This window comes from Planctopirus limnophila DSM 3776 (assembly GCF_000092105.1).
Lineage (GTDB): Bacteria > Planctomycetota > Planctomycetia > Planctomycetales > Planctomycetaceae > Planctopirus > Planctopirus limnophila.
Genome location: NC_014148.1, coordinates 3,775,224 through 3,801,816, shown reverse-complemented (window position 1 = coordinate 3,801,816; position 26,593 = coordinate 3,775,224). Strand labels below are relative to the sequence as shown.

21 protein-coding genes are annotated in these 26,593 nt (G+C 54.1%); 16 read left to right on the top strand and 5 right to left on the bottom strand.

Going from position 1 to position 26,593, the window contains the following annotated elements; translation table 11 throughout:
• The first annotated feature begins 399 nt into the window (after positions 1-399).
• Positions 400-1,974, top strand: coding sequence for a sigma-54-dependent transcriptional regulator (locus PLIM_RS15095; RefSeq protein WP_013111190.1), 1,575 nt, complete (start codon positions 400-402; stop codon positions 1,972-1,974).
• 27 nt (positions 1,975-2,001) lie between these two features.
• On the opposite strand, the gene PLIM_RS15090 is transcribed toward PLIM_RS15095, so the two are convergent.
• On the bottom strand, positions 2,002-2,397 hold the full coding sequence (locus PLIM_RS15090; RefSeq protein ID WP_013111189.1) for an acyl-CoA thioesterase: 396 nt from the start codon (positions 2,395-2,397) through the stop codon (positions 2,002-2,004).
• A gap of 473 nt (positions 2,398-2,870) precedes the next feature.
• Between PLIM_RS15090 and PLIM_RS15085 the strand changes: the two genes are divergently transcribed.
• From PLIM_RS15085 to PLIM_RS15060, 6 genes are all read left to right on the top strand, one after another.
• Complete coding sequence (locus tag PLIM_RS15085) at positions 2,871-3,971, top strand: DUF1559 domain-containing protein (protein WP_013111188.1); 1,101 nt, start codon at positions 2,871-2,873, stop codon at positions 3,969-3,971.
• A gap of 115 nt (positions 3,972-4,086) precedes the next feature.
• A complete protein-coding gene (locus tag PLIM_RS23045) occupies positions 4,087-4,488 on the top strand; it encodes a carboxypeptidase-like regulatory domain-containing protein (RefSeq protein ID WP_013111187.1) in 402 nt (133 codons plus the stop codon).
• A gap of 191 nt (positions 4,489-4,679) precedes the next feature.
• Positions 4,680-5,993 (top strand): putative sulfate/molybdate transporter, encoded by a 1,314-nt coding sequence (locus tag PLIM_RS15075; protein ID WP_148227343.1) that lies wholly within the window; start codon positions 4,680-4,682, stop codon positions 5,991-5,993.
• Complete coding sequence (locus PLIM_RS15070) at positions 5,990-7,189, top strand: alpha/beta hydrolase family protein (RefSeq protein ID WP_013111185.1); 1,200 nt, start codon at positions 5,990-5,992, stop codon at positions 7,187-7,189. The genes PLIM_RS15075 and PLIM_RS15070 overlap by 4 nt, the downstream gene beginning before the upstream one ends.
• A gap of 125 nt (positions 7,190-7,314) precedes the next feature.
• The gene (locus PLIM_RS15065; RefSeq protein ID WP_013111184.1) at positions 7,315-8,250 is read left to right on the top strand and encodes an alpha/beta hydrolase; all 936 of its coding nucleotides are present in this window, start codon (positions 7,315-7,317) and stop codon (positions 8,248-8,250) included.
• Between the two features lie 262 nt (positions 8,251-8,512).
• Entirely contained in the window at positions 8,513-9,013 is a 501-nt protein-coding gene (locus PLIM_RS15060; RefSeq protein WP_013111183.1) for a hypothetical protein, read from the top strand.
• A 14-nt stretch (positions 9,014-9,027) separates the two neighbouring features.
• Here the strand turns inward: PLIM_RS15060 and PLIM_RS15055 are convergent, their stop codons facing one another.
• Entirely contained in the window at positions 9,028-10,011 is a 984-nt protein-coding gene (locus tag PLIM_RS15055; RefSeq protein WP_013111182.1) for a sugar phosphate isomerase/epimerase family protein, read from the bottom strand.
• Between the two features lie 386 nt (positions 10,012-10,397).
• Here PLIM_RS15055 and groL (PLIM_RS15045) point away from each other — a divergent pair, with 386 nt between their 5' ends.
• The 6 genes from groL (PLIM_RS15045) to PLIM_RS15020 all read left to right on the top strand — a co-directional run bounded on the left by groL (PLIM_RS15045) (position 10,398) and on the right by PLIM_RS15020 (position 16,867).
• On the top strand, positions 10,398-12,089 hold the full coding sequence (gene groL, locus PLIM_RS15045; RefSeq protein WP_013111181.1) for a chaperonin GroEL: 1,692 nt from the start codon (positions 10,398-10,400) through the stop codon (positions 12,087-12,089).
• A 146-nt stretch (positions 12,090-12,235) separates the two neighbouring features.
• Positions 12,236-12,526 carry a co-chaperone GroES gene (groES, locus tag PLIM_RS15040; RefSeq protein WP_013111180.1) on the top strand — a complete coding sequence of 97 codons (291 nt, stop codon included), beginning with the start codon at positions 12,236-12,238 and terminating at the stop codon, positions 12,524-12,526.
• A gap of 159 nt (positions 12,527-12,685) precedes the next feature.
• Complete coding sequence (groL, locus tag PLIM_RS15035; protein ID WP_013111179.1) at positions 12,686-14,299, top strand: chaperonin GroEL; 1,614 nt, start codon at positions 12,686-12,688, stop codon at positions 14,297-14,299.
• Positions 14,300-14,511: 212 nt separating this feature from the next.
• Positions 14,512-15,642, top strand: a complete 1,131-nt coding sequence (gene dnaJ / locus PLIM_RS15030) for a molecular chaperone DnaJ (protein WP_041401896.1) — start codon at positions 14,512-14,514, stop codon at positions 15,640-15,642.
• Positions 15,643-15,782: 140 nt separating this feature from the next.
• Positions 15,783-16,304, top strand: coding sequence for a nucleotide exchange factor GrpE (gene grpE, locus PLIM_RS15025; protein WP_013111177.1), 522 nt, complete (start codon positions 15,783-15,785; stop codon positions 16,302-16,304).
• Between the two features lie 236 nt (positions 16,305-16,540).
• The gene (locus tag PLIM_RS15020) at positions 16,541-16,867 is read left to right on the top strand and encodes an FmdB family zinc ribbon protein (RefSeq protein WP_013111176.1); all 327 of its coding nucleotides are present in this window, start codon (positions 16,541-16,543) and stop codon (positions 16,865-16,867) included.
• 142 nt (positions 16,868-17,009) lie between these two features.
• Here PLIM_RS15020 and PLIM_RS15015 read toward each other — a convergent pair whose 3' ends face one another.
• Both PLIM_RS15015 and PLIM_RS15010 read right to left on the bottom strand, forming a co-directional pair.
• Complete coding sequence (locus PLIM_RS15015) at positions 17,010-18,134, bottom strand: type I restriction endonuclease (RefSeq protein ID WP_013111175.1); 1,125 nt, start codon at positions 18,132-18,134, stop codon at positions 17,010-17,012.
• Positions 18,135-18,424: 290 nt separating this feature from the next.
• The gene (locus PLIM_RS15010) at positions 18,425-20,917 is read right to left on the bottom strand and encodes a hypothetical protein (RefSeq protein WP_041401894.1); all 2,493 of its coding nucleotides are present in this window, start codon (positions 20,915-20,917) and stop codon (positions 18,425-18,427) included.
• A gap of 329 nt (positions 20,918-21,246) precedes the next feature.
• On the opposite strand from PLIM_RS15010, the gene PLIM_RS23040 reads away from it, so the two are divergent.
• The gene (locus tag PLIM_RS23040; RefSeq protein ID WP_013111173.1) at positions 21,247-23,535 is read left to right on the top strand and encodes a hypothetical protein; all 2,289 of its coding nucleotides are present in this window, start codon (positions 21,247-21,249) and stop codon (positions 23,533-23,535) included.
• A 249-nt stretch (positions 23,536-23,784) separates the two neighbouring features.
• The gene (locus PLIM_RS15000; RefSeq protein WP_013111172.1) at positions 23,785-25,209 is read left to right on the top strand and encodes a cyanophycinase; all 1,425 of its coding nucleotides are present in this window, start codon (positions 23,785-23,787) and stop codon (positions 25,207-25,209) included.
• Here the strand turns inward: PLIM_RS15000 and hpt are convergent.
• Positions 25,192-25,740 carry a hypoxanthine phosphoribosyltransferase gene (gene hpt, locus PLIM_RS14995; RefSeq protein WP_013111171.1) on the bottom strand — a complete coding sequence of 183 codons (549 nt, stop codon included), beginning with the start codon at positions 25,738-25,740 and terminating at the stop codon, positions 25,192-25,194. The genes PLIM_RS15000 and hpt overlap by 18 nt on opposite strands.
• Positions 25,741-25,965: 225 nt before the next feature.
• On the opposite strand from hpt, the gene PLIM_RS14990 reads away from it, so the two are divergent.
• The gene (locus PLIM_RS14990; RefSeq protein ID WP_013111170.1) at positions 25,966-26,427 is read left to right on the top strand and encodes a YidH family protein; all 462 of its coding nucleotides are present in this window, start codon (positions 25,966-25,968) and stop codon (positions 26,425-26,427) included.
• Positions 26,428-26,593 lie beyond the last annotated feature (166 nt).

Here is a 26,593-nt window from a genome sequence, read left to right as displayed (position 1 = left end):
AATCAGTCCGTGTTCTATTCGAGCGAGCTTTTCGACAAAGGCTCGATAATAACTTCCCATCGCCAATACGCGACACATCCCGCTCGTATGGATTAGTATGATGGTCTGTGGTGAGTACGAACCACGCGAAAATGCACGTCACCTGATCCTGGTGAGTCCGGCAGCCACAATTCTCAGGGTCGTAGGAATTGCAACGGCAGATGATGGCCGTGTCTGGTGTTCGTTCGCACCAGCCTGACAAGATCGACTCGGCGAGATCGGTCAGGCGAAGCGTGATCGAAAAGACAGCGAGGCTACGCTTCGGCTATGATCGAAAGTTGCAGGAAAAGGATTGGCGAAGAACTGTCTCGACAACTGTCGTCGAGTGTCGTTCAGCCGATCCTCGAGGAGAGCTGCCAAATGAGTCATGTTCTGATTGTCGACGATGAACCGGCAATCTGCTGGGGGCTGGCGCGGCTTTGCCGTCAACTGGGTTGTACGTCGACGATTGCTGCGACAGCCGAAGAGGCACTGGAATGCAGCCGGCGTGAGAGTTTTGACGTGGTCTTTCTGGATGTTCGGCTGCCGGGGAAATCGGGGCTGGAGATCCTCGAAACGATCCGGCAGCAGAGCGCTTTCCCGAGAATTATTGTGATGACCGCTTATGGCCAGCTTTCGACAGCCGTTGATGCTGTGAGAAAAGGGGCCTTTGAGTATCTGGTGAAGCCATTTTCGCTCAGCCATGTGGAACGACTGCTCGAACGGATCATTCCTGCCACCAATGCTGCATCGGCAGGAACTGATCAGGCGGCTGATTCCACGCCCTCGTTGAACAACGCACAAAAGCTCGACGAGAACCGTTTTGAGCTGAAACCCCATGAAGCCAAAGTGAATCAACTGGTGGGTTCTTCGCCCGTCATGCAGGAAGTTTTTCGACAGATTGCCCTGGTGTCGGCATCGGAAGCCTGCGTACATATTCATGGGGAAAGTGGGACAGGCAAGGAACTCGCGGCCCGGGCGATTCATCATTACAGCGGGCGAGAGAAAGGGCCTCTTGTGCCGGTCAATCTGGCGGCACTGAATCCCGCATTGGCTGAAAGCGAGCTGTTTGGCCATGTAAAAGGTGCCTACACCGGAGCCGATCTCTCGCGCCGGGGAGTCTTCGATCAGGCGGCTGGCGGTACGGTTTTCCTGGATGAAGTGGCCGATATTCCGCCAGCCTTGCAGGTGAAACTTTTGCGAGCACTCGAAGAGCGTGAGATCTGGCCTGTGGGGGCGGATCAGCCTCACCGCGTCGATTTTCGCTTGATCTCGGCGACCAATCAGAATCTGCTGGATGCTGTGCGGAGTGGTCAGTTCCGTCACGATCTGTATTACCGGCTGGTGACGTTCCAGCTGGAGCTTCCTCCATTGCGTGATCGCGTGGGCGACATTCCTGATCTCGCCCGGCATTTCCTCAGGCAGGTCGCGCCCAAAAGATCCCATCTGGAATTCACCACGGAGTTTCTGGCAGCTTTGCAAGAGCGGCCATGGCATGGGAATGTGCGAGAACTTCGCAATGCGATTGAACATGCCCTGATCATGTCGCCAGTGGCCTCACCCGCACCTTGGCACCTACCGGCAGCTATGGCACCACTTGAAGTGCCGCCCGGTGCTGCGTCGCAAGTGAATTCGGCGGCCTCGCCATTCCACCAGGCCATTCCCACAGCTGAAACAAAGGGAGAACAGGATCCGCTGACAGTCGCTGTTCGGCAATGGGCGAAGACGAGGCTGCAGGAAGCGAAACTGCAGGCCAACCTCGCGATTGAAGCTGCACCTCAACTCGAAGATGCTGGATTGCATGCCCGCTTTCTGGCTCAAGCAGAAGCGGAACTGTTTCAAACAATTCTGCATCAATGTCGGCAGAATATGTCCGAAGCCGCGAGACTTTTGGGAATTCACCGCACGACGCTCAAGCGAAAACTCGAAGAGTTTGGGCTGATGGCTGATGATTGAAATGTCACTGAATCTTGCGGGAGATGCTCAGGAAGCTGCTTTGCCAGTCACTTCTTCGGGCAATCGTTGAATGCGTCCTTCGCGATCGAGGCAAGCCAGCGTACTGGTGCCTGTGGCGATTTTCACGTCGCCGCGCAGGAGCTGATACTCGTGCTCGATCTTGCACATGGAAACCTGGGTCACGATCGTCCTTAAGGTGAGGACATCATCGTAAAACGCGGGCGAATGGTATTGGCACCCGATGCGGGCCACCACCAGAAAAATGCCAGCGGCTTCCATCTCTTTATAAGAGCCGCCCTGAGCGCGGAGCAGTTCGATGCGGCCCATTTCAAAGTACTTGAAAAAGTTGGCATGGTGCAGAAAGCCCATCGCATCGGTCTCTGAGTACCGCACGCGAATCTCAATGGTGTGTTCCTGAAGCATGCCCACAAGTTCTCCTTCCGCGATTTTCAGTTTGCCTGAGGCGATGGAAGCCACCTGGGCACCGATCGGCAGGCGATCATAGAAAGTTCGTCGCTGGCTGTCTCGGAACGTGGCAGACCGAGCCCTTTTTCAACCACACCGACCAGAGGTTTGATTCCCGGCAACACTGCTCAAATAAAATGCTTTTGCATACATAAAGATGCTGATTTTCTCCGCACGCGCTCACCTTTTGTCGGCCTGCCTAATGAATTTCATGAAAGTAGATGTTCTCGACAACTCATGAGAATCGTCCATGAAAAAGCCCGTAAATACATACAAATTATTGTGTTAAACAAATTTTATGTGAGCTGTTTCTTGAGCCTCAAATCAAGTTCACGAATTTGATTATGAATACAAAGTGCATGTCGGCATGTTCTTTGCAGCCAAAATCAATTTGTTGTTTTTCCCATTTTTCCCGAAACTGGAGTTTGAGGATGAAGTCTGAAGCTGGTCTTCGCCGTGGTTTTACGTTGATTGAATTGCTGGTGGTAATTGCCATTATCGCGATCCTGATTGCGCTCCTCCTGCCCGCTGTTCAGCAGGCTAGGGAAGCGGCCCGCAGGACACAGTGCCGCAATAACCTCAAGCAGCTGGGTTTGGCAATTCACAACTATGCCGACGTGTTTGGTTGTATGCCGTCGAACCTTCGTCGCGACTCGCAGTCGTGGACATCCCGCTCGTGGCTCTGTGCCATTCTTCCGCAGATCGATCAGGCAGCGGCGTTCAATTCGCTCACTTTTTCGGGGACCGATTTTGACAATCGATCCGCTGGTGGGCCGAATCTCAACTGGCGCATTGTTTCCTCATTGCGAGTCCCGGGCGTGAATTGCCCCAGCAGTCCCCTGCCGACGACTTACACCGCCACAGCCAGTACAGGATCGACCACAGCCGGTGCGCCGGCCACGTACCCATTTCAGATTGCCGATTACGTGGGCATTTCGGGTGCTTACTTTGTGCCCGGAACATCCACAATCACTTCGCCCAATTTCTTTGCGAATGGCTATAAGAATGATTCGGGGATGATCACCCAGGTGGTGGGAGCGACCGGGACGACCTGGAGTGGACGCGGCCCTGTCCGTTTTGCAGATGTGATTGATGGGACATCGAATACCGTAATGGCGGGTGAAGTTTCCGATTTTTTCCGGTCTTCGAATGGCAGCCAGTGGGATGTTCGCCCGGGTTTTGAAGCCGCCGGTTATGCTTACAACAGTTCGTGTGGCTATGGCGCAACGACAGGTGTTTTCTCGGGCGGAATGCTTTCATCAGGCCGCTTCGTCGGTGCCGGGAACTTTTCGAACGAAGTCACATTTAACGTCGCCATCCCGATGGCTCCCATCAACGATACGACGAACTCGGGCTGGCAGCGTTGCCTCTCCATTTCCAATAACGGTGCACTCCGTTCGGCCCATACGGGTGGGGCACATGTCCTGTTGGGTGATGGTGGCGTTCGCTTTCTGTCTCAGAACATCGACTTTAATGGCACCTTTATGGCTCTGATGGGCAAGAGCGATTCAGCCATTGTTGGTGAGTTCTAGGTTGCGATGGATCCCTTTCGATGCTCCCGGCGGTGCCCATCAGCGGGCACCTTGCCGGAGCTGCTTTCTCATCTTGGAAATACTCCCAGGCAATTTTTCATTTCGGAAACTGTCAATGTCCATTGCTTCCCTACGGTGCCAGTTTTTGGTCGTGATGATCGGTGCGATGTTCCTTGGGGGTTGTGGCGGTGCACCGACTCCCACACTGGCACCAGTTTCTGGTCGCGTTTCGAAAAATGGGGCTCCGATAGCGAATGCGAATGTGACGTTCGCTCCGCTGACCAAAGGCCGACCCTCTTCTGCAACAACGGCGAGTGATGGGTCATTTACTCTGCTCTATGTGGCCAATCAACCCGGTGCCACTTTGGGGAAGCATCGGGTCACGATTGAGTTTCCTACAATCGCATCGAGCAACAGTCCCGATGCAGCGCCACTTCCTCCACCACCGCCGTATCTGGTTCCTGAAGAGGTCGAAGTGGTCACGGGTGAGAACTCATTTCAGTTCACGATCCCTTGAACAATTTCTGAGAGTTGCCATCGCCACACGTGGGGTTCACATCGTTTACACAGAGGAGCGTCTGGAGAATTGCTGCCAGGGGGATTAGTCTAAAACTGAAATCTCGGTGGACACGATCTGGCAGGTCATGAAATCAATTCGTCGATCCGCATGGCCAGGTTCCCGCTGGCGGAAGCAAACTGATGTGGACGATGGAACCTCGTGCAAAGACATCTCCTTCACGAAGAACGTTGTGGCAACTCGTTCCACAAAACTTGCGCTATGCCCGTTTCAATCGGCATGAGATTGCGGGTTCGCTGGGGGACTTGGGGACATTTCTGCCGCTGCTGGTCGGGATGTCAGCGCAGAATGGTTTGAACTTCGCCTCGGCACTCTTCTTCGCCGGTCTGTTCAACATTGTAACCGGGCTAACCTTCTCGATACCCATGGCTGTTCAGCCCATGAAAGCCATTGCAGCAGTCGCTCTGACAGAAGGGCTTACCACACCTCAGATTCTTGCGGCGGGAGCGACGGTCAGTCTCATCATCCTCATCCTCGGATTATCCGGCGGGATCAACTGGCTCAATCGGATCGTGCCCCGCTCTGTGGTGCGTGGTTTGCAACTGGCACTGGGCCTGACACTTCTCATGAAGGGGATGCAGATGGTTTCGGCCACCAGACAATGGTGGGGACTGGATAGCTATCTCATGGGCCTCGTGTGTGCAGTGATTGTGCTGCTGCTGTTCTTCTCGCGTCGAATTCCTGCTGCGTTATTGCTGTTTGGAATCGGGATGATGATCACGGTCATCCATCAGCCGGCCATCTGGCAGAATCTTGGGTTGGGCCTGACATTTCCTGCCTGGTCGCCCATTGCCATCAATGATTTTGTCACGGCATTCCCGAAAGCGGCTCTCCCACAGATTCCATTGACGACGCTGAATTCGGTCATTGCGGTCTGTGCTCTTTCGGTCGATCTTTTTCCTACTCGCGCCGCCGATCCCCGCAAGGTATCCATCAGTGTCGGCATGATGAACCTGGTGGCCTGCTGGTTTGGTGGCATGCCGATGTGTCATGGAGCCGGAGGGTTGGCAGGGCAGTACCGCTTTGGCGCCCGGACGAATGGTTCCATCCTGTTTCTGGGGGCTGTCAAAATCGTGCTCGCGATCACCCTGGGGGCGTCGCTCATGGCGATTTGCCAGTCCTTTCCCCAGAGTGTCCTGGGAGTGATGCTGGCCTTCAGTGGCATGGAACTGGCGCTTGTCTGTCGTGATCAGACCAGCCGCAGCGATGCCTTTACGATGCTGCTAACGACGGGAGCCTGTCTGGGCCTCAACAACATTGCCATTGGCTTTGTGCTGGGCCTGGCGATGGCCTATTGCCTGAAGCTAGGCTGGTTTCGGCTGGAAGATCGTGGTGAAGATGTTCACTCTACGGCACCATCCCTTCCCGGTGACAATGCCAATCAAGCAACACCAGATTCCCTTGATTCTGCTACTGTGAACCATTCTGTGGAGATTCCACGATGAACCGCCTCAATTCGTTTCGCTATCGCTCTATGGCATTACTGACGTTGTGTTGGAGTGGATTTTTTGCAGCGGCAGCCAGCGGGCAAACGAACCCGGAGCCGACTTCCAATGCACCAGCAGCAGTTCCCTCGATTGAGCAGAAGCCGGTCTATTTCGAGCAGGATGTGACAGCTTCGAATCCACTGAGAAATGCCCAGGCAGCCGAGCTCGAACGCTACATCGCTTACCTGAAATCCGACACATCCCGGCTGCATCAGATTCTCCAGCCAGATTATACCTCAATCGAGAAGTATCAGGCTTCGGTCGAACCTTACCGCCGCGCCTTTGCTCAATCGATTGGATATCCCCCGCCGGGTGCAGTTCCTGCCGAGCCGGCTCAATTCGAGAAGATCGGTGAAGATGCGATCGGCATCTACTACCGCGCTACAATCCCCGTTCTGCCCGAGGTTCATGCGGAAGGAATCTATATCACGCCCAAGCATGTGACAAAGCCGGCACCACTGGTCATCGCCATGCACGGTGGAGGGGGCTCTCCAGAAGTGGCACTTTTCAAAGGAGGAGCCAACTATCACGATATGGTGCGTGGCGGTGTCAAACGCGGTTATGTGGTTTTTGCACCGCAGCATCTCTTTAAGGCGGATGCTTATCCTGCCGATATCCGCCGCCAGATCGACAATCGGCTCAGGCATCAGGGAACGAGCATTACGGCTGTCGAGATCGCGAAAATCACACGCAGCCTCGATGTTCTCTTGCAGCGTCCTGAAGTTGATCCGACGCGAGTGGCGATGGTCGGGCTGTCGTATGGAGGTTTCTATACACTCGTCACGACGGCACTTGAGCCACGGATTCATGTCGCAGCATCGAGTTGCTATTACGGCGTGCAGGAGAGCCGGTATCGAGAAAATGAGCTTTCCGTCCCGAGTGATTTCTGCTTCATGGATCGCTTTTCGCTCTTTCGAGATGACGATCTTGTGGCCTTGATTGCACCTCGCCCGTTGCATATTCAGGCTGGGAAAAAGGATGGAGTTCATCATCGGGAAGCTGGAATCGAGATGGCGCCACGCTCAGCGAGTTACTACGAAAAACTGGGCAAGAAGACAAACTTCGAGCATCTCGTGTTTGAAGGGGGCCACGAGTTTCACGATGCCAGCGCCTGGGGATTTGTGGATCAACATCTCCAGCAACTTTCGCGTTGACAGACGTGTCACAGTCTTCAGGATGTCTCTGTCGGTGATTCCGTTATATAGCCCGGGGTCTGCCAGATGGCATCCTTTGCTCACATCGCAGGCTTATGGCGAGATTTTCGGGGAGTGAGTTGAGGATGTATTTTCGTCTACTGGCCTTGATGGTTCTGCTGATTGGTCTCGTGGCTCCATCAGGAGCGGCAGAGATTGTCCCGACGTATGCGAATGTACGATATGGGCCGCACGAGCGGCAGGTTCTGGATTTTTACCAAGCCAAGTCACCAGTGACTGGTATTAAGGAAGCGGAACCGGCAGAGACCTTTCCCGTCTTGTTTTTTATACATAGTGGTGGCTGGAATGTCGGTGACAAGGCCCGGCCCGATTTTCTCGAACTGGCCTTGAAATCCGGTGTCTCTGTCGTCTCGATTAATTACCGGTATATACAGCATGGAGTTGCCGGTGGGATCAAGCCACCCGTTAAGGCTCCTTTGGAAGATGCGGCTCTAGCCCTGCAATTCACCCGGAGTCAGGCTCAGGCGTGGAAGATTGATAAGCAGCGTATCGCGTTATGCGGTGCCTCAGCCGGTGGCTTCAGTGCGTTGTGGCTGGCCTATCATGATGACATGGCTGATCCTAAAAGTGAGAACCCTGTTCAACGGGAATCGACGCGGGTCACCTGTGTCATGGCGTTTGTGCCCCAGACGACACTCGACCTGAGTCTGGCGCGCGAATGGATCCCGAACAATAACTATGGATATCACGCCTTTGGAATCTATAACCAGGAGCAGTTTCTCAAGCAAAGGGAGGAGCTTTTGCCCTTTATTCAGGAGAACTCACCTTACTCGCTGGCGACTCGCGATGACCCTCCCACTTATCTGTTTTATGGTGCTCCACCCGAGATGGGTAAACCTCAGAATGATCCGCCCCATTCTGCCAACTGGAGTGTCAAGCTGGCAGAGAAACTGCGTGCGGATGGAGTGGAGTGCGAGTTCAGCTATCCGGGGGCTCCGGATGTGGTGCGGCCCAATATCTTTGATTTCTTCAAACATCACTTGAAGGTTAAAACACCATAGTTGAGTTATTCTCGCCAAAATGATGGGCGCTATCGCGGCTATATGAAAAACCTCTGACAGAGAGAACTGCCAGTTTTCAAGCTGGAAATCAACGATTCCACTGCGATGGATGGCCCCGGTTCCCGTTGGCTGGGTGCAGGTGGTCAACCCGAGTGAAAGAAGTTTGTCCGGGGGTGGTTATCCATGCATGACGAATGACAGGTCATGATTCAGGTTCCCTTTGATCACCTGAGGCCAGTCGTTCCTGGAGAATGGATGAATCATGTCTTTCATGCTTGTCTTTCATGTCGGGATCAGTCTGATTGGAATTTTGGCCGGGTTTGTCGTTGCTCAAGGATTTCTGAGCAATCGTTCGCATAAGGGGTGGAATGCCCTCTTTCTGGCCACGATGATTGCGACCAGTGTGTCCGGCTTTCTGCTGCCTGCCGACCGATTTTTGCCGTCGCATGCGTTCGGCATCATTTCGCTCGTCGTGTTGGGTGTGGCGCTGGTGGCTCGCTACGTGAAGCATGAAGCCGGTCGCTGGCGTGCGACTTATCGAGTGAATGCACTCGTGGCTTTTTATCTCAATCTGTTCGTACTGATCGTGCAGATGTTCTTGAAGATCCCGTTCTTAAAGGCTCTTGCTCCGACACAAACAGAACTTCCCTTTGCCCTGGCTCAACTGGCATTACTGGTGGCTTTTCTGGTCGTCACTGTGCTGGCACTCAAAAGCTCACGCAATCAGATTGTGCCGAACGTTGTGACGCAAGTTGTCGCTTAGATACTTAATGCGATTCACGCTACGGTAATGATGCCCGCCTTTTCGAAGGCGGGTCTTAAGGCGGTCCAGGTGTTGGTGATGGCTTCTTTGCTGCTGAAGCCGGGTTTCGAGAAGACCTGGCTGGAGACTTCGACGCAGATTGGTCCGCGATAGCCGGCTTCTTTGAGTGAAGTGAATAACGTCGCGTAATCGGTTGTTCCCTGGCCGGGGAGGGCGAATTGCCAGCCGGTTCCTGCCGGGACGTTATCTTTCACATGCACAAAGACCGAATAACGGGCCAAGGTTCGGACGGCGACATCGATGGGGATGCGCTGTCGTTCGAGGTGACTATAGTCAAAGGCCAGCCGTAAATAGGGGCTGCGAATTTCGTCGAAGACTCCGGCAATATCGTCAGGCCTCTGAAGTGCGTTCGAGATATGAGGCTTGATCGCGATCACTGCGTCTTCCGACTTCGCGAGTTCTGCCCAGCGGCCCAACTGATCGATCGCGAAGTTTTTGAGTTGCGGCCAATCTCCCGGTTTACCGCCGAGAATCGTTTCCAGCAATGGCTGTGTCTCAGGAGAAACTTTGCGTGAGACATAGAAAGCTCGCTTCAGACGCTGCTCGTCATCTGCGGCTGAGAGGTTCTGGTTCAAGAGGGGCAGGTTCTCCATGACAGCCTGCAGGTCGAGAGATTCGGCTTCGATCTGTGAACGGATCACCTGGCAGTCGACAGCCGACAGCTTGAGAGGATCGAACAAACCGCCCGGAAGGAGAGGAAGTTCAATCCCTCCGTAACCAGTCTCGGCAATCTGCTGGAGAGCGGCGGTAAGTGGCTGGTCGGTAACTCCATACAGACTGAAGCCGGTTTGCAGCTTTGCGGGTAAGGCCAGTTCGTTCCCTGCGGCAGGCTTTGAGAAAAGGTGGCCGAATTCCGGGGTGGGTGGTGAGTTCAGATTCAGCAGGCAGGCCACTCCTCCCGTCAGCAGAGATTTCAGGCATTGGCGTCGGTGAAGCATGGAGCATCTCTTCAGGGGCAAAGGGTGTCTTGGGGAGTTTGTGAAAGCCTATTGTGCTGTCAAGTTTGGCAGAAGTCACCGCTTTTCTGACAGTCCGAAACTCGCTGGAAGCCTCGATTCTGCCAGTTTGGCAGATAATCTCAAAATTCCTGACTCCAGCAATATGGGTCGCAAAACTATTTGTGGAAACATGTTGCGTCGAAATATCCGCTATGGGCACGCGAAATGCTTTGCGAAGAGAGCGTACGACGGTGGGAGGTTTGCCTGCCTGCCGCAAGTTTGTTTGGGAGTTGCGCGATGGTGAGCTGGGAAGTGACAATCGCCAGGTGGGCGGCTCCCAGTGACCTGAATCGACATAAGACGCACTTGCTGATTGAGGAGTAACTGTGGCCAAGCTAATTAGTTTCGACGAGGAAGCGCGGCAAAGTCTCTTGGAGGGTGTCTCCAAGTTGGCTCGCGCGGTCAAGAGCACGCTCGGGCCTCGTGGCCGCAATGCGGTTCTGGATAAGGGGTGGGGTTCACCCAAGGTCACGAAGGACGGTGTGACCGTCGCTCAGGACATTGATCTCGAAGACAAGTTCGAGAACATGGGGGCGCAGCTTGTTAAGGAAGCTGCCTCGAAGACTGGCGACAGTGCGGGTGATGGCACAACGACAGCCACAGTGCTGGCCGAAGCTGTTTATCGCAATGGTCTGCGTTACCTGGCTTCTGGTGCTGATCCTGTGGCGATGAGCCGCGGGATTCAGAAGGCTGTGGAAGCTGTGGGTGCTGAACTCAAGCGGATTGCCAAGCCCGTCAAGGCTGATGACCGCAAGGGGATCGAAACTGTTGCAGCTATCGCAGGCAACAATGATAAAGAAGTCGGAAAGATTCTGGCTGATGCGCTGCTCAAGGTTGGTAAAGACGGTGTGATCACTGTCGAAGAAGGTCGCGGCGTTGAGACAGAAGTCGATCTGGTTGAAGGGATGCAATTCGATCGCGGCTACCTTTCGCCACACTTCGTGACCAACGCCGACGATCAGGTCGTTGAACTGGATAATTGCCGCATTCTGATTTTCGAAGAGAAGATCAGCAGTGCCAAGACGATGGTTCCGCTGCTCGAGAAGATCTCGAAGTCCAATCTGCCGCTGCTGATCATTGCGGAAGATGTCGAAGGTGAAGCACTGGCCACTCTCGTGGTGAACAAGCTTCGCGGCATTCTCCGTGTTTGTGCCGTCAAGGCTCCTGGTTATGGCGACCGCCGCAAGGCGATGCTGGAAGACATTGCGATCCTTACGGGTGGCAAGGCGATCTTCAAGGATCTGGGTCTGAAGCTCGAGAACATCGAGTTGAGCGATCTGGGTGTGGCTAAGAAGATTCGGATTGATAGCGAAAATACGACAATCGTGCAGGGTGCTGGCAGCAAGACGGCGATTGAAGGTCGTGCTGAACTGATCCGCCGTGAAATCGAAAAGACGGACAGCGATTACGACCGTGAAAAGCTGCAGGAGCGATTGGCAAAGATCGCCGGTGGCGTGGCTCAGATTCGCGTGGGTGCCCACACCGAAACCGAAATGAAAGAGCGTAAAGACCTCATCGACGATGCCCTGGCTGCTACCCGTGCAGCAATTGAAGAGGGGATTGTTCCTGGTGGTGGAGTTGCTCTTGTTCGCTGCAACGGCGTTCTCGAAAAGCTCGACGTCAAGGGTGACGAAAAGCTGGGTGTTGATCTGATTCGCAGCGTGCTCGAAATGCCTTTGCGAACGATTGCTGAAAATGCGGGCCTCGATGGCTCGGTTGTGGCCAATCACGTTCGCAAGTCGAAGGATAAGTCGCACGGTTACGACGCTCTCAACGAGCGTTACGGCGACATGTTCGAATTCGGCGTTGTCGATCCTGCCAAGGTTGTCCGCAGTGCACTGCAGAATGGTGCCAGCGTCGCCTCACTCCTGCTGACCACTGACTCGATTATCGTCGAAGAACCCAAGGCCCCTGAAAAGGGTGGCGGGCACGATCATGACCACGACATGGGTGGCATGGGCGGAATGGGCGGCATGGGGATGGGTGGAATGGGCGGCATGGGCATGGGCGGCTTCTAAGCGAAGTTTGGTCTCCCTACGGTGTTATCGCTGCCTGCTGCTGAATGTCTTTCAGGTTCTCGGAGATCCACTGACTGTTGGTGAGCCGGGACAATTTTCAAACAAACAAGCTGGATTCAAAGCTTTTCAATAAGAGGAGAATATCGATGGCCCTGAAGCCTCTGGATGATCGTGTTGTAGTGCAGCCTCTGAGTGCCGAAGAGAAGACTGCTGGCGGAATTGTTCTGCCCGATGCTGCTAAGGAAAAGCCACAGCGTGGCAAGGTTGTCGCTGTCGGCCCAGGCCGCCTGCTCGACAACGGTGAGCGTCATCCGATTTCGCTGGTGGTTGGCGACGAAGTTCTGTTCGCCAAGTACGGCGGAACTGAAATCGAAGTCGATGGTGAAGATGTCAAGATCCTGCGTGAAGCCGACATCCTCGCCAAGATTACTGCCTAGTTATCATCAGCAATTCGAAGTCTGGCAGGTTTTTCGGCTCGATTGACCTGCCAGACCTTCCACGGGATTGGCTGATTCTTACTGTGTTTTCACTTCAAATTGAATTGATAGTTCGCCGCCTGAATCACTGCTGCGGCTTCTCAATAAGGAATTTCTTCTGTGGCTAAACAACTGCTGTTTGAAGATCTCGCCCGGGTTAAGCTGCAGCGCGGCGTGGACACCCTTGCCCAGGCTGTTGCGGTTACCATGGGGCCGACAGGTCGCAATGTCATCATCGACAAGAGCTTTGGTAACCCTGTGGTGACCAAGGACGGTGTGACTGTCAGTAAGGAAGTCGAGCTGGAAGACCCCTTCGAGAACATGGGTGCCAAGCTGGTCAACGAAGTGGCTTCCAAGACCAGTGATATCGCTGGCGATGGAACGACCACGGCCACTGTGCTGGCCCGTGCGATTTACTCTCAAGGTCTGCGCAGCCTCTCGCTGGGTGCAAACCCAACGGTCGTGCGTAAGGGGATTGAAAAGGCTGTCGATGCTGCCATCAAGGCCATCGAAGAGCTGGCCAAGCCTGTCGCCACCAAGCAGGAAATCTCCCAGGTGGGAGCAATTTCTGCCAATAACGATAAGGCCATCGGTGATCTCATTGCCGACGCCATGGAGAAGGTGGGACGCGATGGTGTGATCACTGTCGAAGAAGGTAAAGGGAACAACATTACTCTCGATCTTGCCGAGGGGATGCAGTTCGACAAGGGTTACATTTCGCCTTACTTCGTCACCAGTGCCGAAGAGATGAAGGTGATTCTTGAGAACGCTTATGTTCTCTTCTACGAAAAGAAGATTTCCAGCCTGCGGGAATTCGTGCCTCTGCTGGAGAAGGTCGCCCAGACCGGACGGCCACTGCTGGTTGTGGCTGAAGATGTGGATGGCGAAGCGTTGACTGCCCTGGTGGTCAATAAGCTCCGCGGGATCCTGCAGATTGCGGCTGTCAAGGCTCCTGGCTTTGGCGATCGTCGTAAGGCCATGCTGGGTGATATGGCTGTTCTCACGGGTGGCACGCTCATTTCCGAAGACCTCGGGATCAAGCTCGAAACCGTTGAACTGGGTCATCTGGGTCAGGTCAAGCGGGTTGAAGTCGATAAAGACAAGACCACTCTCATCGACGGTGCCGGCGATGCCGAAGCGATCAAGACTCGTGTCGATCAGATCCGCAAGCAGATCGAACAGACCGATAGCGAATACGATCGCGAGAAGTTCCAGGAGCGATTGGCGAAGCTCACCGGTGGTGTAGCGATCATCTCCGTCGGTGCGACGACTGAAGCTGAGATGAAGCAGACCAAGGCTCGTCTCGAAGATGCCCTGCATGCGACTCGCGCTGCTGTCGAAGAAGGGATTCTCCCCGGCGGTGGTGTTGCACTTCTGCGAGCGATTGAAGCTGTCAGCGAAGTGAAGGCTAAAGGCGACGAAAAGATTGGTGTCGAGATTGTCACCAAGGCACTCGAAGCCCCGATTCGCCAGATTGTCACCAACTGCGGTCTCGATGGAGCTGTCGTGGCTGATGAAGTGCGCAGCTTGGGCAAGAACCACGGCTTCAATGCCCAGACTGGCGAATATGTCGATATGTACAAGGCCGGGATTGTTGATCCAGCCAAGGTGGTAAAGAGCGCATTGCGATTTGCTTCTTCGATTGCCGGTCTGATGCTCACCACTCAGGTTCTCGTGACCAAGGGGAACGAACCTGGTGAGAAGAAGAAAGCCATCGAAGGGGCTGTTCACTAATCGAGACTCAAGGCTCGACTGCGAATGAACCATTCCTGAAATGGATTGATCAATGATACTGAGGTAAGCCCGACTTCAATTGAGGTCGGGCTTACCGTATCAAATGGCGAATGACCTGAGGCTTGCCAGGATCCGATTTATTCAATCTTCGGTCATGCTCCAAAGCTTTTGTAGCGGACCGAAGCCTCGATTCATCTGACCGATAAGACATGATGACTTCGAAACGCGACTATTACGAAATTCTGGGCGTCGAAAAATCCGCGACAGCCGAAGAGCTGAAAAAGGCTTATCGGAAGCTGGCGGCGAAGCATCACCCGGATCGCAATCCTGGGAGTGAAGAGGCGATCTACGCCTTTAAGGAATGCTCCGAAGCTTTCGAGGTGCTGTACGATTCGGATAAGCGCGCCCGCTACGACCGCTATGGTCATGCTGGTGTTCAAGGCGGCAGTGGTGGCTTCCAGGATGTCGATGATATCTTCGGGGCCTTTGGCGACTTGTTTGGTGATATGTTCGGCGGCGGTGGCCGGCGCAGACCTGGTGGAAATCGTGGCCGCCGAGGTTCTGACCTGCGGTCGAAACTGGTCATCGATCTTGTCGAAGCGGCTGTCGGCTGCGCTCGCGAACTCGAGATTGAAAAGCACGAACGCTGCAAAACCTGCAGTGGTTCTGGCGCAGCACCTGGCAGTTCTCCCGAAAAGTGTGAGTATTGCGGCGGGCGTGGGCAGGTTGTGCAGTCACAGGGCTTCTTCCGCGTTCAGACCACTTGTCCTGTATGCCGTGGTGAAGGGACTGTCGTCCGGCAGAAGTGCGAGACTTGCCGGGGATCGCGATTCACACCCATCAAGGTAAGGCTGGAAGTCAAGGTTCCTGCCGGTGTCGATAACGATATGCAGCTATGCATTCGCGGCGAGGGCGAGCCGGGCGAAGGTGGCGGGCCACCTGGCGATCTTTATGTCGATATCGTTGTGCGTAAGCACAAGCTCTTTGAACGCATGGGCCGAGATCTGGGATTCCGCCTGCCTGTCACTTATGCACAAGCCTGCCTGGGGACAGAACTGGAAATCCCGATCCTCACGGGGAAACACAATCTGGTGGTTCCGGCAGGGACACAGCCTGGCGACGTGATTCGAATTCGAGGCCACGGTATGCCCGATCCGCATTCAGGTCAGCGAGGTGATCTGCTGGTCGAAGTGCAGGTGGAAGTCCCCAAAAAGCTCTCCAAGAAACATGAAGAGTTGCTGCGGCAAATGGCCGAACTCGATAGCAAGCAGGTCTCGCCTCATCGCAAAACATTCTTTGAAACCATCAAAGATCTCTTTGCAGGTGGCGACAGCAATTCGTAACGGCTTAGTGTTAATGACGTTCCTTCAGGTCGCCATGTGGCTCACCTGGAGATTGAGTTTGACTTGAAGAATTGATCATCGAGCGAACCGTCTGTGTTCGTCAGAACATCGGGTTTGCCAGAGAATAAGGTGCGGGAACCGTGAATACCGAGAACCCAGAAAACACCGAAAACACGACTGAAAGTTCGACTTCTGTGAACATGGTGCAGGCTTTGGCAGAAGAGCGCGATCAGTTCAAGGAGAAGTGGGCGCGTTCGGTCGCTGATCTCGAAAACTACCGTCGGCGTGTGCAGAAGGAAGCTGAAGAAGAGCGGAAGTATGGCGCTGCCACCTTCCTGCGAACCGTGCTGCCGGGATTTGATAACCTGCAGCGGGCTATTCTGGCAGCCAAATCTCCTGCGGCGAAGCTCGAAGATCTCGTCAAAGGGGTCGAGATGGTCAGCCAGCAGTTTGAAACTCTCTTTGCTGGCATGGGAGCTGTGGTCATTAAGACAGTGGGTGAACCCTTCGACCCCAACCGGCATGAAGCGATTACCCAGGTTCCCAGTGCAGACTATCCACCGATGACTGTCATTCAGGAAGTCGAGCGAGGCTTTACGCTGCACGACCGCGTCATTCGACCCGCCAAGGTGATTGTCTCGGCGGCTTCAGCTGCTAGTTAAAGGCGAAAAATTGGAAAGGGTGGCTGGGGTCGGATGTCTTCATCCGCCCCCAGGCCTTACGACATCGTGAATGATTTGCACGGATGATATCTTAGTTAGCGACTGCAAGAAGCGATTGATATCCCGTGACCTGGGGGCAAACGAGGACGTTTGACCCCAGCCACCCGCCGGCTGCTCAGTAACAGAGTCATTTTTTAAACCAGTCCCGGAACTTGAGTCCCTTCCTGAGAACGATCATGCCCACCTACGAATACGCTTGTGATGCCTGCGATCATCGCTGGGAAGAGTTCCAGTCGATCAAGGCTGAACCGACGAAGAAGTGCCCTTCGTGCAATAAAAAGAAAGCCCGCCGGCTGATCAGTGCAGGTGGCGGCCTGCTGTTTAAGGGCTCGGGTTTTTACCTGACGGACTATCGCAGCGAAGGCTATAAAAAAGCCGCCTCAGCCGACAAACCGGCGTCGTCGGGTGATAAGGGAAGCTCCGGCAGTTCGTCTGGCGGCAGTTCCTCGGGCGGAAGTGGTTCCAGTGGTGGCTCTTCCGGCAGTGGATCAAAACCCAGCTAAGCAGACATTGACTGACAAAATAAAACGCACAGCAAGGAGCTTTCCTGCTGTGCGTTTTTGATTTTCCACCAGGAATACTCGACTGTTAATAAGAACCTATGCTGTTTGCCAGTTATTAAGTTGTTTCGAATGACAGCAGTCTCTACGGTGCGGTAGATATTTGCGAGCTATCTAGGCTACCATCAGATTTTATGTATGAGCTCAGAGTGGCCTTAATTCGATCAGCAAATGAGTAGATATCATCAACGGATTCAAGATTCATAAGCTCTTCTTCTTTATTGTCTTTGAAGAGGCCGATACGCAATTTCTGAGTGTTGTTGAATCTGAGTCTGCAGATAGGTTTCCGATTGTTGTCATCGAGTAGAATTGCGCAATAACTTTGGGCGTCTCGCATGACGACACGACGAGGTGAGATCAGGTCTCGCACGATTGATCTGACGATATGAAGGCCTTCAATTTCTTCGGAAGTGGTTACAATTGCTGGTTCGGTTTCGGTTGTAGCAATGTCGTTGGTGGCTGCTGATCGTGGGGATTCTGCGATTGTTACGCCTTCCGGTGCCATGGCCCCTTTAAGGCGTTCATTGATCTTTTCTCCGAGAAGTTGATCAAATGCCCTTTTGGTGATCAATGTAAACTGATCTTTAACTGCTGGGGTAAATCTTCGATTTCCGATGAGATCAGCGGAAAGCAGTCTCACAAAATCTTCCGAAGGGTTGGTCATCCATTCTGACAACAGCGTTTGAATTGATCGTGTGTATTTGAGATCGTTGGCTGTAGTCAGAATCGTGTCGATATCAAAAGCACTTTTGGTAAACTTCTTGAGTTCCTCAACATCTCGGTCTTTGAAATCAAGAATGTTAAACTCAAAGAAAGGCTTTTCATCCATCTTGTTTGGTTGTTCAAGATCAGTGAAGAATCGATAAACCAAACCATTCGTCAGTACGCCAAAACGTGCTTCAGTCACATGAAAGTAGCGAAACAACTGGCTGGCGTGGTTGATATGCAGATCGCCTCCGCATTTCTTGCATTCAAATAGAATGATGGGTTTCCCATCTCTTAAGATCGCATAATCGACCTTTTCACCTTTCTTCGTACCAACTTCTGCGACAAGTTCGGGTGTCACTTCAAGTGGATCGAAGACGTTGTAGCCCAAAATCTGAATGAAGGGCATGATCATTGCGTTCTTTGTTGCCTCTTCAGTCTGAACCAATGTTTTTGTCTGGCTGATGCGACTGGAAAGAATTCGCAACTGATCTATGAGATCCATCTGAGATTTGCCTTTCAGTTACTGAATAACGTGTTTTGATCGATCACATCGCGTTGGTACCGATGGCTTGTGAACAGGATTTAACTAAGTCTGTTCACCTGATTGTGCGAGATCGTATCAGTGGACAATACGTCACGCCATGCTTTTGTTGAAAATTGCGAGAAGGTAGTGTTACGAAGCTGATCAAATCACTTATCTAACGAAGAGTTTGATAATGCTGACCCAAGGTCGTGAGCGATGATTTTCAACTACCGAGGCAGATTCTCGGTATGTGAGAATTGCCGCCAGTTCTACCGGGAGCGGCCTTTGGGGGTTGTGGGATTACTGCGGCCTGGATTGGTGGGATTGTTGGCAGGCCCGCGGGTGGTGATGATGGGGCGGGGTTTGGGGAGTTTCCACTTCGGGTTTTCTTTCACCCGCTGGGTCGCCGCTATTAGTTGAGTCTTGTCACCGGCGGCGGGTTTTACTCGTACCGGGCGTGAAGGTTCACGCACGCTCAATCGCGGAGTATCGAAGCTCTCGCGGTATTCGAACTTGCCCTCGAAGCCTCCCGTTTTCGTTAATGAGAGCATGAAGCTGGTGGCGTCGGGGGAAAAGGGGTCTGCCTGTAGCCCATTGCGTGCTGCTGCTGTTGGTTCGGTCGCGTTATCAAGCGGCACCAGGTACAGAAACTCGCTGTTGTTTCGCGGGTCATGCGAAATAAATCCGCCCCAGGGACGTGTTTGCGAGGGCTTCTGCGGGTCGAAGAGTTCGACTCGAATGGCTTGCCCAGCAGCATCGCATTCGATGAAGAGCAGGCCCATTTCGATTTCGTGGTCCCGGTCGCTGTAGTTGCCCAGATATCGTTTGCCAGCACTGCAAGCTGCCAGCAGATCGGTTTTGCGTTTCTTGATGATCTCTTCGCGCACATCGCGAGGACTGGCGAGAATCTTGCGAATTCTCTGGGCCGATGGCGAACCCTCGGGAAGTTCGGTCAGCAGAGGTTCCAGGTAAAGCGACAGCATTTCGCGAGCCCGCTCTTCCATGGAAACGGGGGGCTTGGGAGTTCCCTTTTTGTCGGAGTCTTTTCCAGTCGTGGAAGATTTTGGCTTGGTGGTCGAGCTTTTGGATGTGGCGCTCGTGGCCTCAAAGGGATACATCGAACTGGCCAGCGTGATCTCAGCACCTTCAATGAGAGCGGGCACGATTTTCTGGAGCCGCTCGGGAATGCTGATGGAGGTCGCGTTCTGTTTCCCTTCGTTGGCCCAGACAGTGAGTGTGAGTTTGACGACGCCGCACATATCGGGAAGTTCGAGATTGGGGGCCGCGTTCATTCCCCGGCCGTCGGGAAACTTGGGGACGTAATAGCGTTTGCCAGTCCCCACCAGATCGGGGAAGAGGATGGTTGAGAGTTCGACTTCTTCGCCCTGCTTCCAGCGGGGGATGTAGTAAACGTGCCGGGTGGTGGGCTGGGGGAGTGTGGAGAAGTGATGAAAATCGACAGCGAATGTCACATGCTGCAGCTCTTTGCCAGAGACGTTGCGAGCGAGATACTTACCCTGAAAAAACTCGGAGAAGCCCGTGGGCCAGTAGTTATCAAGGAGCAGCCGATCAAACGGTTTTTCCTGAGGGACGAACCGCACGTTGACTAAGGGACGCGATGAAACCTGGCCACTGAAGCGGTCTGCCATCGCGGGGAGGAGTTCTTTCCAGCTGGCGGCTTTGGCCTTCTGGAGCATGATGAACTTCTGGCGTTCAATCCGCTGGCGGATCATTTCATTCGACGTTCCCTGAGCCATGAGCATCTGGCCCATCGACAGGTAGGCGACAGTCGGGTTGTCGTCAACTTGAACGTTCTTCTGCACCCACCGGCCGGCTCCTTCGTCGTAATACTCGTAGGTTTCTGTGTGGGTGTAATCGCCACGTTCGGCCCGGGCGAGTTGAGCTTTGGCACTGGCTAACGACTGGTCGCGGCCCTGAACGGCTTTATCGAAGAGGCTGCTCGTTTTCTGATCGTAGGTGACAAGATGGTGAGCGGCTTTCTGGAGGGCAGGCTCACTGCTGTTCTTTTCGATGGTGCTCATCATTTCGGGGATAACTTTGGCGACGACATCGTTGCCGGAAAGGGCGTAATCGTTCGAGAGAACTTTGGCCAGTTCGGCATAGGCGGATTGTGCTTTGTTTTTGGTGGCCGGGTCGGGCTGAGGAGGTTTCGGCATCAGTTTGGGATCGGGCGGTACATAAGCACCAGGGGGGACTCCGTCGCCTCCCACCATGTATGGGGCTGGCCCCTGCGCCACCACGATACCCGCAGCGCGCCGTTTGTTGTGTTCGGTACAGAGGTCTTCGAGGTATTTGCCGGCCTTGGCCTGGGGTAATGCTCCAAACCGGTTCAATTCGATATCCAGCACCGCAATCGGTGGTTTCTCGAGGAATTTGCCGCCGGGATTCTGGGAAGGGTTTTTGAGTGGTCGGACAATCTCGCGACCTTTCTGGTCTTTGCAGAGGTAATAGTAGAGCTCGGGGTGGTTGTGCATCGCGTTGGCGACCGTGAAGACCAACCGCTGGTCACCTTGGCTGAATTCCGTGGGGATAACATTTCCGGGAGGTTTGGATTGTGCCCAGGCATGGGGGCAGGGAGACCAGATTCCCGCCAGAGACAGGTTCCACAGCAGGCAGGCAGTGAAAAAGTGAACTCGGCCCCCCCCGACGAAACCCGTGAGTCGGGAAAGGAGTGGTTGGTGACTGGAGGTTGCCATTTGTGGCGAAGATGGGGAGATGATTATTGGCTGTCGATCAGTCATTTCAGATTTTCACCCTTCAAATGGCCGAACTGGGCGTATCACTTTGAGTGAATCAACTCTGGAGGGAGTCTCACTTCGTATAGTGCGAAAACCACTTGCGCATGATGCCAGAAATTTTCCGGATGTGTGTGTGAGAACTTTTTCGGGCAGGTGACGATCGAGCACTTTTCATCCATAATTCATGATTGGCCAGTACTTATGGCAAGTGGATCATGTGCGAAGAAGCGGGGTTCCGGTTATCATTCTGGCGTTCTCAATGACAAGCAACCATGACAGAGAGCCCGTGAGCTGCGGGTGATCTGGATTGAAATTTTCGCAGGACTTTCAGCATGTCGTTTCCGATTGATCGATCATCGTCGAGCTTCCAGTGGACATGGCTACTGCTTTTCGCGCTGGTTGTGACCAGTTTCGCCGGCTGTGGCAAGAAAGCCGAAGTGGCGGAAGCGGGTAAAGAGGCCACCAAGGCGGAGGAAGCTCCCAAGCCAGCGGTGCAGATGCGGGAAAAAGTCACGGTGCTGGATGGTCGCTGGATGGTCATCTTTACCGAGCAGCGCAAAGACTTCATCGTGGGGTTGTGGGATCTTGATCCCAAAGCCGATCCTCAGGTGAAGGTGTTCGAAGATCTCAAGATTCTGCAGAACGCATCGATTCTGTCGTCGAAAATCGATAGCGATCAGATGACGGTCGAACTCCAACTGGCGGGCGATCAGAAAGCGTTACTGGAAGGCAAACTGCAACAGGGTGTGTTTTTTGGCACGCTGACCACAGAACCTGCGGGGATCGCCTTTGTGCGTATGTTCCCCGTTAGTGCGGAGATGGAAACTGCCAAGGAGTTGCGGAATTCCCTCCCCACGATTGGAACTGAGCAGTTTAAGCAGGCTTCCGAAAGCAAAGCTCCCGTGACCAATATGTGGTCATTAGCGACTCAGGCCCCGCAACTTCCCGTCAGTTTTGAGGCGATGACGGCGATTCTGGCCCAGATGTCGCAGATGAGCGATATGAAGTGGACCGCCGAAAAGTTTGCCGATTTTGAGAAGGATTATCTGGCCATGGCCGCCATCTGGGGGCCGCGGATGGAATTGACAGCCCGCGTGAATCTGGCCATGCAGCTCACCATTCAGAGGCTCTTCCCAGATCGCGCGATTGAGCAGTTTGCTGCCGCTGAGAAGCTGAACCCGAGTGAACTGATGGCGGAGCAATTGAAGATCGGCCGCCGGGCACTGGATATGGTGATTGCGCTCGAGGCGATTAACAAAGAAGGCCCGGAAGCGGAAAAAGCCGCCCAGGAGCTGAAGACCTTCCTGGCGATTGAGCCTTACAACCCGGAACTGCTCGATGCACTGGCTGAGTACAGCCTGAAGACCAACCAGAACGAAGAGGCGATCAAGTATCTGTCGAGCATTGTGGCGTTGCCGCAATTGGAAGGGATGATTCTCAGTGCTCGGTCACGCCAGGGAGTTCCTGCTGGCCAGCCGGGCCCGCGTGAGAGTCTGATCAAGCTGTGGAAAAGCAGCCATAATGATACGGTCGATGGCCTCGATGAGATGCTGCAAAAGCTGTATGACTCGACGTTGGAGTCTCTCCGCAAAGAATCGATGAAGCTGATTCCGCCAGTGACACTCAATGCCGGTCATCATGTGCCGCTGATTGAATCGTTTACAGGCGTGGGTTGTCCACCCTGTTTAGGGGCGTCGTTGGCGCTGGAATCACTGGTCGAGACTTATCCCATCCCGGCGATTGCTGTGCTGCATTATCATCTGAATATCCCCACGCCCGATCCGTTAACGACTCAGGATGGGGAGGATCGATTTGCCTACTATAAGGGCGAGGCGGCTCCTTCACTGTTTGTGGATGGTCGATTTGTCCCGGGGGTGGGGGGGATTCTTCAGCATGCATCAATGTCCTACGCCCGGCTGCGTGGAGAAGTGGATGCCGCTCTTCAGGAGAAAGCCCAGGTTCTGGTTACCGCTCAGGCCAAGGTTGAAAATGGAGAATTGACGGTTTCTGCCAGTGCAGACTCCCAGACACTTCCTGAGGAACGTGATCCGCTGCGCTTGCGGGTGGCGCTGGTTGAAAATACCGTCACGCTGCGAGCTCCGAACGGTCTCGTGGAACATCACTTTGTTGTCCGCAGACTGCTGGGTGGTGCGAAAGGGACTGGCCTTAAGGGAGATGAACTCAAGTATTCCACCTCGATGACGATGGCAGACCTGAAGCAGGGGCTGGAAGACGGGATTGCCGAAATCGAACAGAACCGCAGTGTGAAGTTTGAAATCAAGCCTTTGCTGCTGGAAGGGCTTTCGCTGGTGGCATGGGTGCAGGATGATTCGAATAAGCGGGTGCTGGGTTCGGTAATTGTGCCTGTTGAAGGGAGTGGGGAATCAAAACGTCGAGCGGCTCCAGCAGCTGGTCAGAAAGTCGAAGCCGCTGCTCCGGCGGTGTCGCCAGCGACTCCAGCAGAACCAGCGGCTGTTGACCTACCCAAGAGCGAGACACCCAAGTCCGAGGCACCAAAGATCGAGACTCCTCAAACAGAGGCGCCCAAATCGGAAACACCCGAGGCATCGCCACCAGCCAACTCGAATCCTCCCGCGTCCAGTGAATCGGGTCGAGATTGATCGGGAGTCTGGGCTGGTTGGCAAAACATCCCTTTAGAAATGCGTTCGACAGAGTTCGAAGCAATTTAATTCTCTTTATGGCCCGAGAGTTGCTCATGTGATCTTTTGAGCCGGTTGTCGTGTCCTGAAACAAGAATTCATGCGGAACTCCCCTCGGCAGATGAGAGGGATCAGGAGTATGATTCTCAAAGAGGCGAGACCGTTTTGCTGGTGAATTTCGTCAGGAAGACCATTCACTTGAGGTTGGCGATGCTCGGACAAATTTCCCGCTCATCTCGACAGAATTTGCAGGGCGAAACCTGGATGTGCCGCTCTGGCTGGCGCTTTACGCATCGTTATGGTGCTGCGTCATTGGTAGTGAAAAACTCGATCAATACTGCATTTTGGGCAAGCTGGACAGCTTTCTGTGTACTGCTATTCGCTCTTTGCGGGCCGAATCTGAGAGATTTGCCTGCCGCCGAGATTCCGGAGACTGTGGGTTCGCTGATGATCATTGGCGGATCGGAGCGGTTCGATCAGCGGGAATATTGGGAAGAAATCGTGAGGCTTTCTGGAGGGCCGGGAAGTCGGATTGCGATCCTTCCCCTGGCGACTTTCGACCCGATAAGAAAGTCGAAATGGGTGGCTGAGGCGATTGAGGCCGCTGGAGGAGAGACGGTCACCTTGCCGGTGGCGTGGCGGCAGATGTCTCGTTCGCCGCGCGAAGCAGCAGCCGATCCTGATGTTTTGGCACTCGTGCGGGAAAGTAGTGGAATTTACATTCTGGGTGGCTCGCAGGATCGAATTATCCGCGGGCTCCATGGTGAAGACGGTGAACCATTGCCTCTGCTGGGTGCGATTCACGACCTGTACCGCCGGGGAGGTGTGGTCGCGGGAACGAGCGCTGGTGCGGCTGTGATGAGTAAAGTGATGTATCGCTCGGCCAATTCTGTGCTGGATACCTTGCTCACGGGAGTCACGATGGGCCGGGAACTGGGAAATGGCCTGGGGCTCTTGGATGAGCGGTGGTTTGTCGAGCAGCACTGCCTGGTTCGCGGACGCTTTGCCCGCTCGCTGGTGGCCATGCACTCCGAAGGGATTCGTTACGGGATTGGCGTGGATGAGAACTCGGCCATTGTCGTGCGAAATGGGAAGGATGTCCGTGTGCTGGGTTATAAGGGGGCCCTGGTGATGGATCTCTCCCAGGCCACGACGGAAAAGGCGTTAGGACGCTTCAATCTTTCCAATGTGAGGCTGACGTATCTTGATCGAGGTGACCGCTTTGACCTATTGACCATGGAAGTGACCCCTTCACAGCAGAAGCTCGACGATGAGTTTCTCGATCCGAACTCACCGGATTTTCGACCGGCTCACCGCAGACGACTCTTCTTCAACGACATTCTCGCCAATATGGCGGTCGCCGATCTGATGGGCGAACTCATTGACAGCACGCAGCAGGAGGCGATTGGCCTGGCCTTTGATGGTGGTCGAGCGAGGTTCGAAGCGGTCGATGGCTTTGAGTTCCGCTTTTCGCGGGATGAACGGAGTCGCGGCTGGTATACCGAGGCGTTTGGTGGTGATGACTACACGGTCGAGAATATCCGTCTCGATATCCAGCCGATCCGGCTGACAGGCCCGTTGTATCAAAATTTCCAGCAGGCACCGGTTGCTGAAGCCTCATTCACTGCCGACTGATGCGGTGAGAGTGGGAGCCGATTTCTCATCGAAGATGCAGATCTCGGGCAAGTGGCGATACTGGCCATTGAAGTCGAGTCCATAGCCGACGACGAATTTATCAGGAATCTGAAATCCGAAGTCATCTGGCTTGAGATCGACATCGCGGCGGGCCGTTTTCCAAAGCAAAACCAAGGTGCGCAGCGAGGCGGGCGAAAGCAATTGGACTTCTTTGGAGATTCGTTCCAGGGTGCGGCCAGTGTCGAAAATGTCATCTACAAGCAGCACGTGTCGATGGCTGAGATCGGGGAGCCCCATGAGATCTGTTACCAGTGCCTGAGCCGAAGTGGTCGCACCGCGATAACTGCTGGCGCGGACAAACGCCACTTCGTGAGGGATGGAAAGTTCCCGCATGAGATCCGCCACAAGAATGACACTCCCCGTCAGAATGGCGACGACTGTAAGTGGCTGGCCGGCATATCTGTGAGAAATCTCAGCGCCAAGTTCGCGGACTCGCTGTTGAATCTCGGCTTTGGAGAGAAGAACTTTCATGGACAAAGACTTTCTCGAAGGACGATTGTCGGCGATTTGGAAGCAACCCGGGTCTCTTATTAACTCTGCTGTGGGCCCACACATTCCGGTTGTTCAACTGATGTTATGCTGTGCCGGGTTTGTACTGTAGCGGCGGGTGCGATTTCACGGGAAAATCTCCCTTGCGAAAGTCGTTCGATCGTTCGAAGTCAAGACAGCATGCCGGAAATCAAGAGGCGATGAGAAATGTCCGACGGTGAAGATCCGCGTGTTTACTTTGCGGCTGAGCGTACACTCCTGGCGTGGATTCGCACGGGACTGGCGATTGTGGGGATGGGGTTCGTGCTGGCGAGGTTTGGAGTTTTTCTGCAGTTACTGCACCGGCAGGAGGCTGTCAGGCCCGGGGTCGGTTCGTGGTTAGGGTTGGGAATGGTGGCTTTGGGAGCCTGGACGTTTGCCATTGCGGGATGGCAGCATTTTCGCTTCGTGCAGAGTTTATCACCTCAGGAAAAGCCGAGAACCTGGGGCCTCCATTACGGTCTCGTTCTGGCCGGTGCGCTGTCGCTCATTTCGCTTTTACTGGCAGCTTATCTGCTCCTCTCACAAGGTGAGGCTTCGTCTGAGCAGGTCGAGCCACCAAAGAAAGCCCAGTCACCTGTGGTCTCAGCTTTATCATCGACAGAGATGAGCACACAGATCCTCGGGTGACGCATGTCGCTTTGAGGTTACAATACTTGGGCAGGGATGATCACTTTGTGATTGAGCTGAGTGACCTTTTTGTAGTTTCGAGCTATCTCTTCAGACACAATTTCGCTGGTGTGCTGATTTGAAGTGTGGCTGGGGTCAAACGTCCTCGGTTGCCCCCAGGTTATGT

Bases quoted from the DNA above. Each gene is read 5' to 3' on its own strand.
- hpt (WP_013111171.1), bottom strand. From the start codon at position 25,740: ATGAAAGTTCTTCTCTCCAAAGCCGAGATTCAACAGCGAGTCCGCGAA.
- PLIM_RS15065 (WP_013111184.1), top strand. From the start codon at position 7,315: ATGTATTTTCGTCTACTGGCCTTGATGGTTCTGCTGATTGGTCTCGTG.
- PLIM_RS15000 (WP_013111172.1), top strand. From the start codon at position 23,785: ATGCTCGGACAAATTTCCCGCTCATCTCGACAGAATTTGCAGGGCGAA.
- groES (WP_013111180.1), top strand. From the start codon at position 12,236: ATGGCCCTGAAGCCTCTGGATGATCGTGTTGTAGTGCAGCCTCTGAGT.
- PLIM_RS23045 (WP_013111187.1), top strand. From the start codon at position 4,087: ATGTCCATTGCTTCCCTACGGTGCCAGTTTTTGGTCGTGATGATCGGT.
- PLIM_RS15095 (WP_013111190.1), top strand. From the start codon at position 400: ATGAGTCATGTTCTGATTGTCGACGATGAACCGGCAATCTGCTGGGGG.
- PLIM_RS15090 (WP_013111189.1), bottom strand. From the start codon at position 2,397: ATGCTTCAGGAACACACCATTGAGATTCGCGTGCGGTACTCAGAGACC.
- dnaJ (WP_041401896.1), top strand. From the start codon at position 14,512: ATGACTTCGAAACGCGACTATTACGAAATTCTGGGCGTCGAAAAATCC.
- PLIM_RS14990 (WP_013111170.1), top strand. From the start codon at position 25,966: ATGTCCGACGGTGAAGATCCGCGTGTTTACTTTGCGGCTGAGCGTACA.
- PLIM_RS23040 (WP_013111173.1), top strand. From the start codon at position 21,247: ATGTCGTTTCCGATTGATCGATCATCGTCGAGCTTCCAGTGGACATGG.
- PLIM_RS15020 (WP_013111176.1), top strand. From the start codon at position 16,541: ATGCCCACCTACGAATACGCTTGTGATGCCTGCGATCATCGCTGGGAA.
- PLIM_RS15070 (WP_013111185.1), top strand. From the start codon at position 5,990: ATGAACCGCCTCAATTCGTTTCGCTATCGCTCTATGGCATTACTGACG.
- PLIM_RS15055 (WP_013111182.1), bottom strand. From the start codon at position 10,011: ATGCTTCACCGACGCCAATGCCTGAAATCTCTGCTGACGGGAGGAGTG.
- PLIM_RS15060 (WP_013111183.1), top strand. From the start codon at position 8,513: ATGTCTTTCATGCTTGTCTTTCATGTCGGGATCAGTCTGATTGGAATT.
- PLIM_RS15010 (WP_041401894.1), bottom strand. From the start codon at position 20,917: ATGACTGATCGACAGCCAATAATCATCTCCCCATCTTCGCCACAAATG.
- PLIM_RS15075 (WP_148227343.1), top strand. From the start codon at position 4,680: ATGGAACCTCGTGCAAAGACATCTCCTTCACGAAGAACGTTGTGGCAA.
- PLIM_RS15015 (WP_013111175.1), bottom strand. From the start codon at position 18,134: ATGGATCTCATAGATCAGTTGCGAATTCTTTCCAGTCGCATCAGCCAG.
- PLIM_RS15085 (WP_013111188.1), top strand. From the start codon at position 2,871: ATGAAGTCTGAAGCTGGTCTTCGCCGTGGTTTTACGTTGATTGAATTG.